Annotated in this window: 15 protein-coding genes; 6 read left to right on the top strand and 9 right to left on the bottom strand. The window is 75.2% G+C overall.

Annotated elements, in window-relative coordinates; translation table 11 throughout:
• Positions 1–32 precede the first annotated feature (32 nt).
• The 5 genes from J2S66_RS33330 to J2S66_RS33310 all read right to left on the bottom strand — a co-directional run bounded on the left by J2S66_RS33330 (position 33) and on the right by J2S66_RS33310 (position 6,788).
• On the bottom strand, positions 33–1,223 hold the full coding sequence (locus tag J2S66_RS33330; protein WP_310312632.1) for an ROK family transcriptional regulator: 1,191 nt from the start codon (positions 1,221–1,223) through the stop codon (positions 33–35).
• A gap of 172 nt (positions 1,224–1,395) precedes the next feature.
• Entirely contained in the window at positions 1,396–2,361 is a 966-nt protein-coding gene (nudC, locus tag J2S66_RS33325) for an NAD(+) diphosphatase (RefSeq protein ID WP_310312629.1), read from the bottom strand.
• Positions 2,358–3,746, bottom strand: coding sequence for a M16 family metallopeptidase (locus tag J2S66_RS33320; protein ID WP_310312627.1), 1,389 nt, complete (start codon positions 3,744–3,746; stop codon positions 2,358–2,360). Before J2S66_RS33320 ends, nudC begins: the two co-directional genes overlap by 4 nt.
• Positions 3,743–5,029: a M16 family metallopeptidase gene (locus J2S66_RS33315; RefSeq protein ID WP_306745986.1), complete on the bottom strand. Its 1,287-nt coding sequence runs from the start codon at positions 5,027–5,029 to the stop codon at positions 3,743–3,745. Before J2S66_RS33315 ends, J2S66_RS33320 begins: the two co-directional genes overlap by 4 nt.
• Before the next feature lie 130 nt (positions 5,030–5,159).
• Positions 5,160–6,788 carry a DUF2207 domain-containing protein gene (locus J2S66_RS33310; RefSeq protein ID WP_310312623.1) on the bottom strand — a complete coding sequence of 543 codons (1,629 nt, stop codon included), beginning with the start codon at positions 6,786–6,788 and terminating at the stop codon, positions 5,160–5,162.
• A gap of 363 nt (positions 6,789–7,151) precedes the next feature.
• Between J2S66_RS33310 and J2S66_RS33305 the strand changes: the two genes are divergently transcribed.
• The gene (locus J2S66_RS33305) at positions 7,152–8,138 is read left to right on the top strand and encodes a neutral zinc metallopeptidase (RefSeq protein ID WP_310312620.1); all 987 of its coding nucleotides are present in this window, start codon (positions 7,152–7,154) and stop codon (positions 8,136–8,138) included.
• A gap of 15 nt (positions 8,139–8,153) precedes the next feature.
• Complete coding sequence (locus tag J2S66_RS33300; RefSeq protein ID WP_310312617.1) at positions 8,154–9,053, top strand: neutral zinc metallopeptidase; 900 nt, start codon at positions 8,154–8,156, stop codon at positions 9,051–9,053.
• On the opposite strand, the gene J2S66_RS33295 is transcribed toward J2S66_RS33300, so the two are convergent.
• Entirely contained in the window at positions 9,023–9,487 is a 465-nt protein-coding gene (locus J2S66_RS33295; protein WP_310312614.1) for a hypothetical protein, read from the bottom strand. The genes J2S66_RS33300 and J2S66_RS33295 overlap by 31 nt on opposite strands.
• Positions 9,488–9,650: 163 nt before the next feature.
• Here J2S66_RS33295 and J2S66_RS33290 point away from each other — a divergent pair, with 163 nt between their 5' ends.
• On the top strand, positions 9,651–10,328 hold the full coding sequence (locus J2S66_RS33290; RefSeq protein WP_310312611.1) for a response regulator transcription factor: 678 nt from the start codon (positions 9,651–9,653) through the stop codon (positions 10,326–10,328).
• Positions 10,325–11,617, top strand: coding sequence for a sensor histidine kinase (locus tag J2S66_RS33285; RefSeq protein ID WP_310312609.1), 1,293 nt, complete (start codon positions 10,325–10,327; stop codon positions 11,615–11,617). The genes J2S66_RS33290 and J2S66_RS33285 overlap by 4 nt, the downstream gene beginning before the upstream one ends.
• Positions 11,618–11,696: 79 nt before the next feature.
• On the opposite strand, the gene J2S66_RS33280 is transcribed toward J2S66_RS33285, so the two are convergent.
• Together J2S66_RS33280 and J2S66_RS33275 are read right to left on the bottom strand one after the other, a co-directional pair.
• Complete coding sequence (locus J2S66_RS33280; protein WP_310315283.1) at positions 11,697–12,692, bottom strand: potassium channel family protein; 996 nt, start codon at positions 12,690–12,692, stop codon at positions 11,697–11,699.
• A 68-nt stretch (positions 12,693–12,760) separates the two neighbouring features.
• Positions 12,761–14,173 (bottom strand): M20/M25/M40 family metallo-hydrolase, encoded by a 1,413-nt coding sequence (locus J2S66_RS33275; protein WP_310312605.1) that lies wholly within the window; start codon positions 14,171–14,173, stop codon positions 12,761–12,763.
• Positions 14,174–14,230: 57 nt separating this feature from the next.
• On the opposite strand from J2S66_RS33275, the gene J2S66_RS33270 reads away from it, so the two are divergent.
• Positions 14,231–14,611, top strand: coding sequence for a DoxX family protein (locus J2S66_RS33270; RefSeq protein ID WP_310312602.1), 381 nt, complete (start codon positions 14,231–14,233; stop codon positions 14,609–14,611).
• Positions 14,612–14,690: 79 nt separating this feature from the next.
• Positions 14,691–15,227 (top strand): hypothetical protein, encoded by a 537-nt coding sequence (locus tag J2S66_RS33265; RefSeq protein WP_310312599.1) that lies wholly within the window; start codon positions 14,691–14,693, stop codon positions 15,225–15,227.
• On the opposite strand, the gene J2S66_RS33260 is transcribed toward J2S66_RS33265, so the two are convergent.
• Positions 15,228–18,743: an ATP-dependent helicase gene (locus tag J2S66_RS33260; protein WP_310315280.1), complete on the bottom strand. Its 3,516-nt coding sequence runs from the start codon at positions 18,741–18,743 to the stop codon at positions 15,228–15,230.
• Positions 18,744–18,771: the final 28 nt, after the last annotated feature.

Here is an 18,771-nt window from a genome sequence, read left to right as displayed (position 1 = left end):
TGACCGCATCGCCCCCTGACCGGGGCGCCCCGCTAGGGCACGCGGGTGGCGGTCTTCCGGCGCACGCCGCCCACCGCCAGGAACTCGGCCACCGGCAGCGTCGCCGCGCCGAGCGCGACGGACTCCGGTCCCAGCTCGCACAGGGTGATCGACGCCTGCTCGAACGGCCGGTGCAGGGCGTGGTGGGCGGCTTCCGCGCGCACGTCGTCGAGGATGCGCGCGCCCAGCAGCAGCCCCGCCCACCCGCCGACGATCACGCGGGACGGGTTGAACAGGTTGATCAGGTTCGCGATGCCCAGCCCCGCGTACCGGGCGGTCTCGGCGAGCACCTCCGCCGCGACCGGCGAGCGGTCCGCCACGAGGGCCGCGAGGGCCGCCTCCTGCTCGGCGGGGACGTCCGACCGGACCGCGCGGTAGCGGTCGACCACGCCCGACGCGCCGATGTACGCCTCCAGGCAGCCCCGGGCCCCGCACCGGCACGGCCTGCCGTCCAGCGCCACGGTCGTGTGCCCCCACTCGCCCGCACCGCCCGACGAGCCCCGGTACAGCACGCCGCCCGCGATCACGCCGGCCCCGACGCCCGAGCCGATCAGCGCGATCACCGCGTCGGCCGTGCCGCGCCCCGCACCGAACCACGCCTCGGCCTGCCCCAGCGTGTTCGCCCCGTTGTCCAGGAACAGCGGCAGGTCCGTGCCGTCGCGCAGCAACCGCTCCAGCGCCACCCCGCGCCACCCGACGGTCTGCGCGTGCACCAGCCCGTGCTCGACCGCGCCCGGCACGCCGATGCCGACACCGAGCACGTCCCCGACACCGCTCTCCCGCAGGCACCGGTCGAGCCCGTCGAGCACCCGCCGCGCCACCTCGTCGACCGAGTAGGCGTCCGGCTCCATCGGCAGCGTGGCCTCGGCCAGCCGCCGCAGCGTCAGGTCGAACACCTCGACCAGCACGTGCGTCTCGCCGACGTCGACGCCGACCACCGCGGCGAACGCCGGGTTCACCCGCAGCAGCACCCGGGGCCGGCCGCCGTCGGACTCGACCTGCCCGGCCTCCACGACCAGCCCGTCGGAGATCAGCTCGCCGACGACGTTGCTCACCGACGCCTGGCTCAACCCCGTGGTGCCCGCCAGCTCCTGGCGACTGCGCGGCCGGTCGAAGTACAGCGCCCGCAGCACCCGCGCCCGGTTGCCGGCGCGCAGGTCCCGCACGGTCAGCTTGCGGTGCACGGCAACCCCTATCCGGGCGAGTGGGACCACGGCACGCCACGACGGCGCGCGGGACACCGACGTTATCCCCTCGGCCGCGCGTCGGGGCGCGTTCGGCGGTGCGCGTCGGGCCGCCGCCCGCGACGGGAGCGGGGCGCGGCGCACCACCCGTGCCGCGCCCCGCTCCTTCCGGCTACCGGCCGTCCACGAGCGACCACGACTGGATCATCCGGAACGCGATCGACGCGCCCGGCGCCAGCAGCAGGTCCGGCACGCTGCCCGGCTCGGCGAGCGCCTGCCGCACGTCCGCCCGGCTCACCCACTTCGCCTGGGCGATCTCGCCGTCCGCCAACCTCAGCGGCTCGGCCGGGTCGGCGACCGCCTCGAAGCCCACCATCAACGACCTGGGGAACGGCCACGGCTGGCTGCCGAGGTAGCGGGTGCCGTTCACCACGACGCCCACCTCCTCCTCGACCTCCCGCGCCACGCACGCCTCCAGCGACTCGCCGGCCTCGACGAACCCGGCCAGCACCGAGTACCGGCCCTCGGGCCAGCCCGCGCCGCGCGCGAGCAGCACCCGGTCCGCGCCGTCGTGCACCAGGCAGATCACGGCGGCGTCGGTGCGCGGGTACTCCTCGTGGCCGCACCGCTCGCACACCCGCACCCAGCCCGACTTCGCCGAGTCCGTCGGCCCGCCGCACACCGTGCAGAACCGCGACGTCCGGTGCCAGTGGAACAACGCCACCGCCGTCGTGAACAGGCCCGCGCCCGTGTCGTCGAGCAGCGCGCCGACGGCGCGCAGGTCCAGCCACTGCGGGTCGTCGGTCAACTCGGGGGCGGACCACACCCGCCCCCGCCCGGACGCGGGCGCCGCCACGTCCGTCTCGTCCTCGGTCAGCGGAACGGCCCAGTACGCCACCGCGTCCTGCTCGCCGAGCAGGACGGCCGTGTCCGGCGGGCCGTCGCCGAAGTCCTGGGCGGGGTGGTCGACCAGGCGGGTCCCCCGGTCGGCCACCTGCGTCCGCCCCCGCGCGTCCACGGTGATGACGCGCGCCTTCGGCCACAGCTGCGCGATGCGCCGCGCGTCCCCGCGCAGCGGCTCGCTCCGGTCCGCGGTGAACCGCGACAGGGCCGGCAGCTCCACCAGCTCGAAGCTCACGGCAGGGTCACACCGCCCAGCGCCCGCAGCTGCGGGGCCAGCAGGTCCGCGTCGCCCACCAGCACGCCGGTGAACGCGGTCGGCGCGAAGAACTCCAGGGCCACCTCGGCGACCTGCTCCACGGTGACCGTCGCCAACCGGTCCGGGTGCCCGGTGAACCACTCGACGCCCAGGCCCAGGCCGGCGAGGTTCACCAGGAACGACGCCAACCCGCCCTGCGACGACGTCGCCGTCAGCAGCGAACCCACGGCGTACCGGCGCGCGGTGTCCACCTCGGACTCCGTCGGCGGCACGAGCCCCAGCCTGGCCAGCTCGTAGCGCGTCTCCAGCAACGCCGCCGCGGTCACCGCGCTCGCCGTGTCGGCGTCCACCATCAGCGTCGCCCCGCCCGGCGTGAACTCCGGGTGCGACCGCGCGCTGTAGGTGTAGCCCTTGTCCTCGCGGATGTTCTCCACGAGCCGCGAGGAGAAGAACCCGCCGTACACCAGGTTCGCCAGTTGCAGCGCCGGGTACCGGTCGTCCGTCCGCTCCAGGCCGCGCCCGGCCAGCCGGATCTGCGACTGCACGGCGCCCGGCCGGTGCACCAGCACCACGTCGCCGCCGCGCACGACCGGCAGCGGCGACAACGACACCGCGGTGCCCTCGCCGGTCCAGCCGCCCAGCGCGCCCTCGACCGCCCGCACCGCCGCGTCCGGCGCCAGGTCGCCCACGACGACCAGCACCGAGCCGCGCGGCAGCACGGCCGCCGCGTGCAGCGCCTCCACGTCGCCGCGGGTGACCGCCGCGACCTCCTCCGCCTCGGGCATCTCCTTGGCGTACGGGTGGTCGCCGTACAGGTGGCGCTGCAACGCCTCCCGCGCGATCACGTTCGGCTGCGACCGCGCCAGCCGGATGCGCTCCACGAGCCGCGCGCGCTCCCGCTCGACCTCCTCGTCCGGGTAGGTCGCGCCGGTGAGCGCGTCGCGCAGCACGTCGAGCAGCGTGTCGAGGCCGGACACCAGCGCGTTGCCGGAGAACGCCAGCCGCTCCGGGTCCACCACCGCGTCCAGCTCGCCGCCGACGAGCGCCAGCTCGGTGTCCACGTCCACCCGGCTGCGCGTCGCGGTGCCGGTGAGCACCGTGTTCGCGAGCACCTCGGCCCGCGCCGCGTGCGCGGAGCCGGTGCCGGAGGTCGCCGGGTCGCCGAACGGGATGCGCACCCGCAGCTCGACCAGCGGCACGGACGACCGGCGCACGGCGATCACCCGCAGGCCGTTGGCCAGCGTCGTGTCGACCACGTCCAGGTCCGCGGTCGCCCGCTGCTCGCCCAGCTCCGGGAACGGTCGAGGCCCGAGCTCCGTACGGCCGATCTCCTCGGCGCTGCGGTGCTTGGTCGGGGCGCTCACTCGTTACCTCCGTTGGCCGGGTTGAGGATCAGGACGGCGCGCGAGTCCGGCCGCAGCGCCTTGGCCGCCGCGGCGACCTCGTCGGTGGTGATGCCCGCGAGCTTGTCCGGCAGCTCGTACAGCAGCTCGGCCCGCCCGAACAGCAGCTCGGCCGACCCGAGCCCGAGGGTCCGGCTGGTCAGCCGGTCGTGCTCGCGGTGCATGGTCGACACCCAGCGCGCGGTGACCTTGGCCAGCTCCTGCGCCGTCGGCCCCTCGTCGGCCAGCCGCTGGAGCTCCTCGTCCACCGAGGCGATCACCTGGGCGGAGGTGACCTCGGGCGAGTGGATCGCGGTGATGCTGAACGTGTCGGGGTCGCGCGCCTCCAGCGGCCCGAACAGGCCGCACCCGGCGCCGACGTCCACGACGCTCGCGTCGCGGTGCACCAGCCGCTGCTGGAGCCGCGACCCGTCGCCGTCGGTCAGCACCCCCGCCAGGACCAGGTACGTGAGGTAGCCCGTCACGTCGTTCACCGGGTCGGGGATGCGGTAGCCGAGGGCGATGGCGGGCATCGGGGCGTGCTGGTCGGTGTGCTCGGCGCGCAGCTCGCCCTTCGGGGCGGCCTCGGCGAAGGACGGCCGGACCGGCACGGGACGGGCGGGCACGTCGCCGAAGTGCTTCTCGACGAGCCCCTTCGCCGTCTCCACGTCGAAGTCGCCCGCCACCGTGAGCACGGCGTTGCCCGGCGCGTAGTAGGTGTCGAAGAACGCGGCGCAGTCGTCCACGGTGGCGTTTTCGAGGTCGGTGAAGTCGCCGTAGCCGTTGTGGGCGTTCGGGAAGGTCCGGAACAGGACCGGCGGCAGCAGGATCCAGGGGAACCCGCCGTACGGCCGGTTGAGGACGTTGAGCCGGATCTCCTCCTTCACCACGTCGATCTGGTTGCGCAGGTTCTCCTCGGTGAGCTTCGGCGCCCGCATCCGGTCCGCTTCGAGGAAGAGCGCCCGCTCCAGGGCGGCCGACGGCAGCACCTGGTAGTAGTCGGTGTAGTCGGGGTGGGTCGAGCCGTTGAACGTGCCGCCGGAGGACTGCACGTGCCGGAAGTGCGCGAGCTTCTCCAGGCTCTCGCTGCCCTGGAACATGAGGTGCTCGAAGAGGTGGGCGAACCCCGTCCGCCCCTCGGGCTCGGAGCGGAAGCCCACGTCGTAGTGCACGCTCACCCCGACGACCGGGGCGCTGGGGTCGGGTGCGAACACCACCCGCAGGCCGTTGGGGAGCGTGAACCTGTGCAGTTCGGGTAGCGCCATGGAAGCAGCCTACGGGTTCGCACCACCACCCGGCCGAAGGCTCACCCGGCGGCTGCGCCACTCCGCCACGCCCGCCGCGGCCGGCCGGGCAGGCCCGGCCGGCGGGCGCGGGGACACGTCCGGGTGAGGGTCAGCCCTTCAGCGAGCGGAGGTGCCCCGCCTGCGCCAGGACCCCGTCCACCGCGCCCAGGAACGCCGGGAACCGGTCGGCGAACCGGCCCTGCTCCGCCTCGCCGAACCAGTACAGCCCCGGCCGCGCCCCGGAGAACGCCGCCAGCCACCGCTCCACCTCGCCCAGCACCACCGCGTACGGCAGCGACCGCGAGAACACCATCTCCCGGTCGCGCTCCGGGATGTCCTCGGGGTTCGCGGTGCGCAGGTACCCGCGCAGGCCGCGCACGTGCTCCAGCAGGGCGCTGCCCCGCCCGGTCCGCGCCGGCATGAACCGCGCGCCGAGCGCCAGCGCCACCCCCGCCACCACGACCACCAGCCCGAACAGCGCCGCCGCGCCCACCAGCACCAGCACCGCCGTCAGCACCGCGCCGAGCACGCCCACGCCGATCCCGGCCCACCACCACAGGCTGCGCTCGGCGTCCGGCCGCCGCGCGAACCAGTTCCTCGCCACGACGTCGGCGTACAGCTCGTCACGCACGCGGGACAGGTCGATCCGCCTGCCGCGCAGCTCCGACAGCAGCACGCCGTCCACCCCGTCGGGCAGCAGCGCCGCGTACACCGCCCGCTCGTAGCCGGACAGCGACGGGTCGGCCGGGTTGCGCCGGACGAACCGCCAGTCCAGCCCGCCGACCTCCTCGATCCACAGGTAGTTGCGCACGGCGAGGTCCACGATCGTCGCGGTCACGTCGACCACGTCCACGTGCTCGTCGACCACCGTGCCGACCTGGCCGGGCAGCACCCCGTCGGGCGAGGCGAACGCCACCCGCCCCGCGCCGTCCGCGACCAGCACGTCCACCGGTCCGATGTCGGCCGCCATCGCCCGCGCGTCGCGCCCCCGCAGGTACCAGAGGAGCGCCACGCCGCCCAGCAGCAGCAGGACCAGGCCGGCCAGGCCCGCGCCGGTCGCCGGGGTCAGGGCGAACGCCGACGCCCACCGCGACGTCTCCGCCACCCGCGCGTTGGGGGGCGCCGCGCCGTCCTGGAGGCCGACCGCCACGTCGACCCGCTCGCCGGCGGCCAGGCCGATCTCCGTCGCGCGCACGCCGCGCCCGTCGCCCAGGTCGGCGGTCGTGCAGGGCGTCGAGGTGCCGGGTTCGCCGGCCAGGCAGTTCACCGAGCGCGGCGCGTCCGGCGTGATCACGGAGACCTTCACCGAGTCGAGCGCCACGTCCCAGCCGCCGGCCGGCTGCCAGCGCAGTTCCAGGGTGTCGCCGATCTTCGCGACCGCGCCGACCACCTCGTACGCGACGGTCGAGATGCCCGCCCGGAGTGCGATCGTCAGCCCCTCGGCCGATGCTCGGGCCGTGCCCTCCCCCTCGACGGAAGCGCCGACGACCTCGTACACGCGCTCGCGGTCGTCCCCGACCGCGATGCGGAGGGGCACCAGCCTGGTCGCGGTGCGCCCCTCGGGGACGGTGACCACCTCGGTCACGGTCAGCCGGCCGTCGCGCTCCAGCTTGAGGCGCACGTCCGCGTTGACCGTCCCGGGCAGGCCGGCCGGGCTGCTCGGCTGCGCGACCGCGGCACCGGTGCCCGTGCACAGCGCGATCGCGCAGATCGCGGCCGCTCCCCAGTTTTTCAACACGGCCGCGGAGGATAGCGGAGTTCGCCTAAGCTCCAGGGCTAGTTCGGACATCCGCGACATGGGGGACCACCAGCGATGACGCAACCACCACCGCCGGGTGGCTGGCCGCCGCCACGGCCGGTCGGGCCGCCTCCGGCAGCCGCGCCGCTGAACCCCCGACAGCCCCCGGTGACGCGTCAGTGGCCGGCCCAGCAGCCGCCGCCGCAGGCCCCTCAAGTCCCTCAGGCCCCCCTGCCGCCCTGGCAGCAGCAGCCGTGGCCGGGTCAGGCCGCCGGGCCGCCCCCGCCCGCCGCCGCGCCGCAGCCGCCGCCCGCGCCCTGGGGTCCGCCCCCCGCCGGGCCGCCGGGGTGGGGCCCGTCCCCGATGCCCTACCCGCCGGCGCCGCGTCGCAAGGACAAGGGGCCCGTGGTGGCCCTGGTGATGATCGGGATCGTGGTGCTGGCCATCGCCACGGTCGGCGTGGTCGCCGCGACGCGCGACTCGAACCAGGCCGGGGACTCCGGCTACTCGGGGTACTCCAGCTACACCTACTCGCCCGAGGCGACCACCACGACCACCGGGGAGACGGCGACCAGCAGCAGGTCGGGCAGCCCGCGGACGACCTCGACCAGCACGTCCCAGGCCGGTCCGAAGGCCGTGATCGCGCTCGGCGACAACCCGATCCACGCCGAGGGCCTCGGCGCGTTCGACATCGACGGCTGCGCGCTGCCCGGCATGGACTACTCGGCGCCGGGGCAGGACCAGTTCCTGCGCGCCGCGCTGCCGTGCATCGAGGCGATGTGGAAGCCCTCGTTCGCCAAGGCCAACCTGCCCTACCAGCCGGCCGAGCTGGTCATGGTGACCTCCCAGATCACCACGACGTGCGGGTCCATGGGGCCCGACCGCACCGCCCTCTACTGCGACGGCACGATCTACTGGACGCCCGCCCACTACGCGAACGAACAGGGTTCGGCGAACCCCAACCACCCCGGCAAGTACCTCGGGCAGCTCGCGCACGAGTACGGCCACCACGTCCAGTGGCTGTCGGGCATCCTGCGTGCCTCCAGCCAGGCCCAGTACGAGAAGGGCGGCTGGGACACCCCCGAGGGCCTCGACCTGAACCGGCGCAAGGAACTCCAGGCGACCTGCTTCGGCGGGATGACGCTGGCTCCCCTGTCGCACGGCGCGGTGCCCGGTGACGTCATCCAGGTGGCGCTGACCGACGCGGGCAACCGCGGCGACTACCCGATCTACCCCACCCGGGACCACGGCGCGCCCGAGCGGAACGCGGCCTGGGTGAACCACGGCTTCAGGAACAACGAGACGAGCGCGTGCAACACTTGGGTCGCCAGCGCAGCCGAGGTGAGCTGACCCGACTGGAGGACCGTGCACCCTTCCCAGGAGCCCAGGAACAACCCGATCGTGCTCATCGGCGTGTTCTCGGTGATCGTGTTGTCCGTGCTGGGCCTGGGCCTGGTGACGCAGGTGGAGTTGTCGCGGCGGGTCACCGGCCGCGCGGTGGCCGCACCCGGTGGGCCCGCGGCGGCGAGCACGGCGGCGGAGGCACCCCGGCCGCGCGCCGTCCACCGGTTGGCCGACCACCCGCTGCTGGTCACGCCCGTGGCGCTGTCCCCCGTGACCTGCCCGCTGCCGGGGTTCGGCCTGTCGGACGCCCAGCTGTCCGCGTACTACGAGGCGGGCGCCGCGTGCCTGGACCAGGCGTGGCGGCCCGTGCTGGAGCAGGCGAACCTGCCGTTCGACCCGCCCGCCCTGGACACCTCGCCCGACCTGGCGGAGGGACCGTGCGGCGCGGCGCCGGCGCAGAGCGAGGCCGTGGCGTACTACTGCGGTCGCAACAGGACGATCTACATGCCGACGAAGCGGCTGCGCGACAACGGCGGCGGTGAGCGGGCCGGCTCGCACCTGGCGACGTTGGCGCACGAGTACGGGCACCACGTGCAGGCGTTGAGCGGGATGCTGCGCGCCGCGGACGGCAAGATCGTCGACGCGGGCGAGGGGACGCCCGCCGGGCTGGAGATGTCGCGGCGGATCGAGCTCCAGGCGAACTGCTTCGCCGGGCTGTTCCTGGGCGCGGCGTCCGCGTCGATCGGGCCGGGGTTGGCGGCGGAGGCCGCGGAGGACTTCGGGTACGCGGTCGAGGAGGCGCCGGAGAAGAACGCCCACGGCAACCCCGACAACCAGGCCGAGTGGGCGTCGAACGGGTTCGCCTCGGGCACGACGGCGTCGTGCAACACCTACGCGGCCCCGGCGACCGCCGTCGGCTGAGCCGGCGCGGACCGGGAACGCCTGGTCAGCAGGTAGGCGTACAGCCCGCCCGCGAGGCCGCTCAGGCACAGCAGCATCGCCGCGAGGCGGTCCTCGAAGGGCAGGCCGACGGGGGTGCTGGCGGCGGCCTGGACCAGGAGGTCGTCCTCCCCGCCGCCCTCCCGGTCGACCGGGAGGACCACCTCCACCTTCTCGTCCGGCGAGTGGCCGCAGCCGTCGAGCCTGGCCGTGCGCTTCTCGTCGCCGATCGTGAACTCGACGCGGTCGTAGGCGTCGGCGCCGCCGCAGGACGCGGGGGCGGTGACCGTCGCCTCGACGCGTTCCGCCCGCACGGCGGTGTCCGGCCACCACAGCGCGCCCGCCGCCGCGACGCCCGCCAGCCCCACGACCAGCAGGACCAGCGCCCACTTCGCGGGGCTTCGCGGAACGGCCACGGGTGGATGGTCGCAGACGGGCCGGCGCGGTGTCGTGAGGGTCGCCGGGTCCTCTCGTGTCATTGGCCACCGCTGAACGGATGTTCGACACCTTTCCCCTGCTCGGGGCGCGGCGACCGCGTGACCGCGCCGCCCCGACGGCCGCGGGACGCAGAATGGTGCCGTGTCGACTGCTGCCAGGGTGCTGGTGATCGAGGACGCCGAGGCCATCGGGGCCGCGGTGGGCTCCGCCCTGCGGGACGCGGGCTACCTGGTGCGGGTCCGGCCGGACGGCCGGGACCTGGAGGCGGAACTGGCCCGGTTCCGGCCCGACCTGGTGGTGCTCGACGTGATGCTGCCCGGTCGGGACGGCTTCGCGCTGCTGGAGGTCGTCCGGCGGACCAGCGGGGCCGGGGTCGTGATGCTGTCCGCGCGGGACGGGGTGGGCGACCGGCTGCGCGGGCTGGACCGGGGCGCGGACGACTACGTGGTGAAGCCGTTCGTGCTGGCCGAGCTGGTGGCGCGGGTCAGCGCGGTGCTGCGGCGGTTGGGGCGGACGCCGTCGACGGCGCAGGTCGGCGACCTCGTGGTCGACGCGGACTCGGCGGTCGTGCTGCGCGGGGGCACGCCGGTCGAGCTGACCGCCACCGAGCTGCGGCTGCTGCGCTACCTGGCCGCCCAGCGCGGGCGGGTGGTGGGCAAGACCCAGATCCTCACCGCGGTGTGGGGGTACGAGGACTACGACCCCAACCTGGTCGAGGTGCACGTGAGCGCGCTGCGGCGGAAGCTGGAGGAGCACGGGCCCCGGCTCCTGCACACGGTGCGCGGGCTCGGGTACGTGCTGCGGGTGGACGGGACGTGACCCTGCGGACCGCCTCGCTGCGCCGCCGGGTGACGCTGTCCGCGATCGGCCTGCTCGGGGTGGTCCTGGTCGGGGTCGTGCTGGTGGTGGACGCGCTGTTCGCGGCCCAGTCCCAGCGGGACGTGGAGACCGCGCTGCTGGAGAAGTCGCGGGTCGCCCAGCAGCTGGTGAAGCAGCGGGTGCGCGGGAAGGACCTGGCGGACCGGCTGGAGGGTCGGGGCGTGGAGGTCCGGCTGGTGATGCCGGACGGGGAGGTGTTCGGGCAGGCGCCCCACGAGGAGGTGGCGAACTCCGTCGAGCGGCAGCTGGCGGACGGCTCCCGGATCACCCTGTACGCCGGCTCGTCGGTGATCACGGCGGCGCAGGCGCGGTTGCGGCGGTTGCTGCTGCTGGTCGGGTTCGGCGCCCTGGCCGTGACGGCGGTGGCGATGGTGCTGGTGGTGCGGCGGGCGCTGGCGCCGCTGGACGCGGTGACGACGTTGGCCAGGTCGATCGCGCGCGGACACCGGGGGTACCGGCTGAACCCGACCCGGGCGGACACCGAGCTCGGGCGCACCGCGGCGGCGTTCGACGACATGCTCGACTCGCTGGAGGGGTCGGAGGAGCGGACGAAGCGGTTCGTGGCGGACGCGGCGCACGAGCTGCGGACGCCCGTCGCCGGGGTGCAGGCGGTGGCCGAGGCGTTGATGCAGACCGGCAGCGCCGAGGAGCGGGAACGGCTGAACCTGCTGCTGGTGCGGGAGTCGCGGCGGGCCGGGCGGCTGGTCGACGACCTGCTGGCACTGGCCCGCATCGACGCGGGCCTGGAGCCGCACCGGGAACGGGTCGACCTGCTCGCCCTGGCCGAGGCCGAGGTGGGGCGGACCAGGCTGCTCGCCCCCGACTTCGACGTCGCGGCGGAGGGCCGGCCGGCGCACGTGTCCGGCGACCCGCAGCGGTTGGCGCAGGTGCTGGCGAACCTCACCGACAACGCCCGGCAGGCCACCGGGCTCGACGGGTGGGTGCGCCTGCGGGTGTCCGCGGCGGACGGTCTGGTCGTGCTGACCGTGGTGGACGACGGGCCGGGCGTGGCGCCCGCCGACCGGGAACGCGTCTTCGACCGGTTGGTGCGGCTGGACGAGGCGCGGGACCGGCGGTCCGGCGGTTCCGGTCTCGGGCTGGCCATCGCGCGGGCGCTGGTGCGCGCGCACGGCGGCGAGCTGGTCTGCCTGCCCCCGCACGCGGCGGGAGCCCCCTCGGGCGGCGGGGTGGGCGCGGTCTTCCAGGTGCGGTTGCCGGCGTCCCCGTGACGGCGCGGTGGGGCGGATCGCGTCACCGGGCGGGGTCGCGGGTGCGCGTGCCGGTCCGGCACGCGCGCCCGCCCCGGGCTCACGATTCCCTGGGCGCGCTCACCTTCTTGACGTAGAGCAGCCGGTCGCCCGCCTCCACGGCGTCCGCCTCGGGCGCGTCGACCCGGTAGAGGGTGCCGTCGCGGACCACGCCGAGCACGATGTCCGGCAGGTGGCGGGGCGAGCCGCCCACCTCGGCGGGCTCGACGTCGCGCTCGGCGATGGCCAGGCCCGAGTCGGGGGTGAGGAGGTCCTCGACCATGTCGACGACCGACGGGGTGGCGGTGGCCATGCCGAGCAGGCGGCCGGCGGTCTCGCTGGACACCACGACCGAGTCGGCGCCGGACTGGCGCAGCAGGTGCTCGTTCTCGCGCTCCCGCACCGAGGCGACGATCTGCGCCTTGGGCGCCAGCTCGCGGGCGGTGAGGGTGACCAGGACCGAGGTGTCGTCGCGGTTGGCGGCCACGACCACCGCCCTGGACCGCGGCACGCCCGCGACGCGCAGCACGTCGTTGCTGGTGCCGGTGCCGTGGACGGTGACGAGGCCGATGGCGGACGCCGCGTCGAGGGCCTGCTGGGAGGTGTCGACGACGACGATGTGGCCGGGGTCCACGCCGTCGCCCATGAGGGCGCTCACCGCGGACCGGCCCTTCGTGCCGTAGCCGATCACCACCACGTGGTCACGCACCTTGGTCCTCCACTTCTGGATGCGCAGGGCCTGGCGGGAGCGCTCGGTGAGCACTTCGAGGGTGGTACCGACCAGGACGATCAGGAACAGCACGCGCAGGGGCGTGATCACCAGGACGTTGACGAGCCTGGCGGACGAGCTGGCCGGCGCGATGTCGCCGTAGCCGGTGGTGGAGAGGGAGACGGTGGCGTAGTAGACGCAATCGAGGAAGGACAGGCCGTCCCCGTTGGCGTCGCGGTAGCCGTCGCGGTCGAAGTAGACGATGAGGACGGCGGCCATCAAGGCCGCGAGCGCGCCGACGACCCGCTTCAGGATGGCCCGGACGGGGCTCTGCACCGTGTCCGGCATCCGGATGACGCCGACGAGCGAGTGGCCGGGGAGGTCGGCCAGCGACTCGCCCGGGTGGAACCTGCTGATCACGACAGCCTCCCGGGGAGGAGTCGCCACAGGTGCGCGGCGGCCTCGGCGCCGCGCAGCAGCAGCGGCACGACGACGCGCTCGTTCGGCGCGTGGATGCGGTCGTCCGGCAACGTCGCCCCCAGGTACACGACGGGCACGCCGAGCCACCCGTGCAGCAGGGCCGCCGGCCCGGAACCGCCCGTCCGGCTGAACCTGACGGGCTGGTCGAACGCGGTCTCCACGGCCTCGCGGACCGCGCCCACGGCGGGGTGCGAGACGTCCACGGCGTAGGGCGGGACGCCGTCGCCCCGGGCGACGACCTCGGCGCGCACGCCGGGCGGGGTGTGCGCGGCGACGAACTCGCGCAGGGCGTCGGCGACCCGCTCGGGCCGCTGGTCGGGCACCAGGCGGAACGACAGCTTCACCGAGGCCGACGCGGGCACGATCGTCTTCAGGCCGGGCCCCGTGTACCCGCCGCTGATGCCGTTGACCTCGGCGGTCGGGCGCACCCAGACGCGTTCGAGGGTGGACCAGCCGGGTTCGCCGGCCAGGGCCTGCGCGCCGCCGGAGTTCGCCAGCCACACGTCCTCGTCGAACGGCAGTTCCGCGTAGTCGGCGCGCTCGGCGTCGGTGGGTTCGACCACGTCGGCGTAGAAGTCGCGCAGCCGGACGCGGCCGTCGTCGTCGTGCAGGGCGGCGACGAGCCGGGCCGCGGCGGTGGCCGGGTTGGGCACGCTGCCGCCCGCCCGGCCGGAGTGCACGTCGGACGAGCCGCCGGTGAGGACGACCTCGGCGCCGTACACGCCGCGCTGGCCGGTGCACACGGTCGGCGCGTCGCGCGAGTACAGGGGTGTGTCGGTGAACACGACGAGGTCGCACGCGAGGTCGTCGCGGTGCTCGTCGAGCAGCCGGGTCAGGTGCGGCGAGCCGGACTCCTCCTCGCCCTCGACGAACAGCTTGAGCGTGACGGCGGGCCGGTCGGCGCCGGTCGCGGCCAGGTGCGCCCGCACGCCGAGCAGGTGCATGGCGACCTGACCCTTGTCGTCGCTCGCGCCGCGCCCGAACAGCTCCTCCCCCACGAGGGTGGGGTCGAACGGCGGGTGTTGCCACTGCTCGACCGGGTCGACCGGTTGCACGTCGTGGTGGCCGTAGACCAGCACGGTCGGCGCCGCGGGGTCCTCGGCGGGCCAGCAGGCGTGGACGGCGGGCAGGGCGGGACCGGAGTCCCAGACCCGCACGTCGGGCCAGCCGTCCCGGCGCAGGGCCTCCGCCAGCCACCGCGCGGAGGCGTGGACGTCGCCGTGGTGGGCCGGGTCCACTCCGATCGAGGGGATGGAGAGCCACTCGCGCAGCCCGGCCACGAAGTCGTCGGCGAGTGCGGCCACGGCCGCCCGCTCGGGATGCTCGGGTTCTTCTGGATCACCGCTCACGGGCGGAGGATAACCCTGGGGACGCCGGTCGGTGGCCGGCATGACAGGGTGGGTCCCATGGAGACCTCACGTTCCGGTTCCCGGTCGGCGCTGGCGCTGGCCGGGCTGCTGGGCGCGGCCGGTGCCACGCACTTCGCCAAGCCGGGGCCGTACGACTCGATCGTGCCGCGCCGACTGCCGGGCAAGCCCCGGACCTGGACGTACGCGTCCGGTGTGGCGGAGGTCGCGTTGGCGGCGGCGGTCGCGGCCCCCCGCACGCGGGGAACGGCCGCGAAGCTGGCCGCGGTGTTCTTCGCCGCGGTGTTCCCGGCGAACGTGAAGATGGCGTACGACTACCGGGCGAAGTCGCCCAAGGCCCGCGCCATCGCCTACGGCCGCCTCCCGTTGCAGGTCCCGCTGATCCTGTGGGCCTTGCGCGTGGCGCGCTCAACCCGCTGACGACTCTCCGTGCGGGGTTCGACACCCAGCGCGGCCGAGGGTCTGTCATTGAAACCGCAACCAGTTCTAGGATGCCCGAGTGCAACCGCTCCTCCACCACGCCGCGACGGCTCTGGGTTGGCGCGGCATCGTCGTTCCCGACGTCGCCGTGCTGGGTCACCAGGTGTCCGCGGTCGTGCGGGTCCGCGCCGACGTGCACGAGTGGCGCAGCGCGAACGGCTGGCCCCCGCAGCCCGATCCCTCGTGGTTCCGGTCCTGGTTCGAGCCGGCCGCGCACGACCGGCTGCCGGTGCCCGCCGTCGAACTCGTCGGCGTCCTGGTGGGCGAGTCCACCGTGGACCACGCGCTCCAGTCCTGCGGCACGCTGATGACGCTCGCCCCCTGCTCGGTGGTCCTGCCGCCGCCGCAGGGCGACCGGGCGTGGCCGCTGATGGAGCTGGACTACTACGGCATCGGCGTCGTCTCGGTCGACGACGCGGGCACGGCCGAGCTGCTGGTGCCGCCGGAGGACCGGTCGACCGAGTTCGGGCCGTCGCTGTTCGGGCGCTGGCTGCTGGAAGTGCTCTACGACCGGGTGCTCAAGGAAGTGCCCGCCGAGGCGCGGGTGCACAGCTAGCTAGCCGGTCGGGACCGAGCGGACCAGGTCGCGCAGGCCGTCCGCGTCCAGCAGGTCCACGGGGCGCAGCGTGCGCTCGTGCCGCACGTAGTGGAACGCCGCCCGCACCTTCGCCACGGGCGTGCCCGTCAGCGCCGCCCACGCCAGCCGGTACGCCGCGAGCTGCACGGACAGCGCGGGCAGCCGCTCGGCGTCCGGCACCCGGCCCGTCTTCCAGTCCACGACGGTCCAGCCGCCGTCCTCGTCGGCGAACACCGCGTCCATGCGGCCGCGCACCGACAGGCCCTCGATCTCCGCCTCGAACGGCACCTCGACGTCGTGCGGCGCCCGGTCGCCCCACTCGCTGCGCAGGAAGGCCTCCTGGAGCGGGGTCAGGTCCGCGTCGGGCGAGGCGTCCTCGTCGGCCGCGCCGGGCAGCTCGTCCAGGTCGAACAGGCGGCGCACGCCGAACCGCTGTTCCAGCCACGTGTGGAACGCCGTGCCGCGGCGGGCCAGCGGGTTCGGCGGGAACGGCAGGGGGCGGCGCAGGCGCCGGGCCAGCAGGTCCGGGTCGGCGGCGAGCTCGACGAGTTGGCTGACCGAGAGGTGCTCGGGCAGCACGACGCGTTCCCGCCGGTCGGCCGCGGCGGCGCGCTCGGCGAGGAGGACGTCGACGTCGCGGGCCCAGCCCTCGGGGTCGTCGGGGTCCTCCTCCGGCACGGCCTGTTCGACCGGCTCTGCCGGTTCGGCGGGCTCGGCGGGCACCGGCTCGGGTTGGTCCGGCTCGGGTTGGTCCGGCTCGGGTTGGTCCGGCTCGGGGAGCGGCGGCTCGTCGTCGTCCGGCTCCTCGGGTGGTTCGTAGTCGAAGTCCGGGGGCGGTTCGAGGTCCACCGGTTCGACGGGTTCGGGCTCGTCCGGGACGGGCTCGGGCTCGGCGGGCTCGGCGGATTCGGGCTCGGCGGCGGGCACGGGCTCGGCGAGGTGGCGCTCCAGCGCCGCCAGCACCAGCTCCGCCCCCTCCGCCACGGCCGCGCGCCGCCTGCCCAGGGGGTCGGCGGGCCACTGGGCGGTCTTGGTCTGCGAGGCGAGCGGGTTGGGGTCGTCCTCCCCCGGTCGCGGGGCCCAGTGGGCGATGTCGGCGGGCGGGTGCTCGGCCGCCAGCACGGCCTCGCGCAGTTCGGTGAGGAACGGCGACGGTCCCTTGGGCTTCTCCCCCGACTCGGCCCACCAGTGCCCGGACACGAGCAGGCTGTGCTCGGACCGGGTGAGCGCCACGTACAGCAGCCGGCGCTCCTCCACCAGGCGGCGGGCGTCGAAGTCCTCCTCGTGCCGGACGAGGGCCTCCTCGACCTCCTTGCGGTCGGCCCCGGGCGGCACGCGCAGCGTCGGCAGGTCCTCGGCGTCACCGCGCAGGTCGGCGGGCAGCGCGGTGACCGACCGCAGCCAGCTCGACGACTTCTTGCGGCCGGGGAACACGTCCCTGACCACGTGCGGCACGGCGACGACGTGCCACTCCAGGCCCTTCGCGGAGTGCATGGTCAGCACCTGCACCCGGTTCGGCGCGACCTCCACCTCGCCGGGCTCCAGGCCGTCCTCGGCCTGCTCGGCGGTGTAGAGGTAGTCCACCAGGGCGGGGAGCGTCGCGGACGGGCTGGCGGCGGCGAAGTCGTTGACCACGTCGGCGAACGCGTCCAGGTGGGCCCGGCCCACGCCGCCGGGCCTGGCCATGGCCTCGATGTCGAGCAGCAGGGTGCGCTCGACGTCGGCGACCAGCTCGGGCAGCGGCTGGTCGAGGCGGCGTCGCAGGGCGGACAGCTCCGCGCCGAGCCGGCGGATGCGGCGGTAGCCCTCCGCCGAGTAGGCGGTGGGGTCGCCCGGGTCGTCCAGCGCGTCGGCGAGACCCGCCTGCTCGGAGTGCTCGCCGGGCAGGGCGTCGGCGAGGACGGACAGCGGGTCGTCCACGACGGCCTGGCGGGTCGGTGACCCGGCCAGTTCGCGCGCCCGGCTCCACAGGGCGGCCAGGTCGTACGCGGCGAGGCGCCAGCGCGAGCCGGTGAGCAGGCGGGCGGCGGCCGTGCCCGCGAGCGGGTCGACCAGGACGCGCAGGGCGCTGGTGAGGTCGCGCACCTCGGGTTCGTCGAGCAGCCCCCCCAGGCCGACGACCTCGACGGGCAGGCCGCGGTCGCGCAGGACGGCGGCGATGGCGGCCATGTCGGAGCGGCGGCGGACCAGGACGGCGGCGGTCGGCGGCTCGTCGCTGCTGTCCAGGTGCTGCTCCCACTGGGCGGCGACGGTGTCGGCGACCCAGTCCAGCTCCTCGCGGACGTTGTCGAACAACGCCACCCGGACGTCGCCCGGCCCGGCGCCGTCGCGGGCGCGCAGCTCGTCGACGTCCAGGCCCGTGGCGCGCAGCGGCGCGGACACGGCGTTGGCCAGGGCCAGCACCTCGGGCGGGTTGCGGAAGCTGGTGAGCAGGCCGTACTCGCGGGCGGGCGGGAAGTCGTGGACGAACCGCGGCAGGTTGGCGGCGGACGCGCCGCGCCAGCCGTAGATCGCCTGGGCCGGGTCGCCGACCGACGTCACGGGCATCGGCTCGCCCCGCCCGAACAGCGACCGCAGCAGCACGCGCTGGGCGTGGCCGGTGTCCTGGTACTCGTCGAGCAGCACGGCGCCGTAGCGCTCGCGCTCGCCCCGCGCCACCTCGGGGTACTCGGCGGCCAGCCGCGCGGCCAGCGACATCTGGTCGGCGAAGTCCATGGCCGCCTCGCGCCGCTTGCGCGCCTGGTACGCCTCCAGCAGCGGCAGGAGGTTCGCCCGCAGCCGCTGGGCGTCGACGACGGCCTGGAGCGACTGCGGCAGGTTGTCGCCCTGCCGCTTGGTCTTCGGCGCGTTCTCGACCAGCGCGCACAGCCGGTCGGCGTGCTCGCGCAGGGCCTCCGGGCGCACCAGGTGCTCCCCCAGCTCGCCGGCCAGCGCCAGCAGGTAGCCGGTGACGGTGGCGGGCACCTTGTCGGTGTCGATGTCCTCCGTCCAGGTGGAGACGACGCGGTGCGCGAGCTGCCACGCCGCGGTCTCGGTCAGCAGCCGCACGCCGGGTTCCACGGGCAGCCGCAGCCCGTGCTCGCCGACGAGCCTGCCCGCGTAGGCGTGGTAGGTGAGGATCACCGGTTCGCCGGTGAGGACGGCGGCCCGGCGCTCGCCGCCCGGGTCGAGCCGGTCGAGCAGCGGGGAGCCGCCCAGGCGGCGCAGGCGGGCCCGGACGCGGTCGGAGAGCTGGCGGGCGGCCTTGCGGGTGAACGTGAGGCCGAGGACGCGGTCGGGCGTGACGAAGCCGTTGGCGACCAGGTAGACGACGCGGGCGGCCATCGTCTCGGTCTTGCCCGCGCCCGCGCCGGCCACGACGAGGGCGGGCGCGGTGGGCGCGGCGATGACGGCGGCCTGCTCGGGCGTGGGCCTGGGCAGGCCGAGCGCCTCGGCGACCTCGAACGGACTGGCGAGGGCTCCCGACCCGCCCACCCGCTCGACCCCGTCCGGCATCACCACACCGGGCATTCTCCGTTGTCGG

The organism is Saccharothrix longispora (assembly GCF_031455225.1).
GTDB classification, from domain to species: Bacteria; Actinomycetota; Actinomycetes; order Mycobacteriales; family Pseudonocardiaceae; genus Actinosynnema; species Actinosynnema longispora.
This window is presented reverse-complemented; position numbering and strand designations above follow the sequence as displayed.

Coding starts and splice junctions, on each gene's coding strand:
- J2S66_RS33305 (WP_310312620.1), top strand. CDS start 7,152: ATGCCCTACCCGCCGGCGCCGCGTCGCAAGGACAAGGGGCCCGTGGTG.
- J2S66_RS33260 (WP_310315280.1), bottom strand. CDS start 18,743: ATGCCGGACGGGGTCGAGCGGGTGGGCGGGTCGGGAGCCCTCGCCAGT.
- J2S66_RS33315 (WP_306745986.1), bottom strand. CDS start 5,029: ATGGCGCTACCCGAACTGCACAGGTTCACGCTCCCCAACGGCCTGCGG.
- J2S66_RS33280 (WP_310315283.1), bottom strand. CDS start 12,692: ATGCCGGACACGGTGCAGAGCCCCGTCCGGGCCATCCTGAAGCGGGTC.
- J2S66_RS33270 (WP_310312602.1), top strand. CDS start 14,231: ATGGAGACCTCACGTTCCGGTTCCCGGTCGGCGCTGGCGCTGGCCGGG.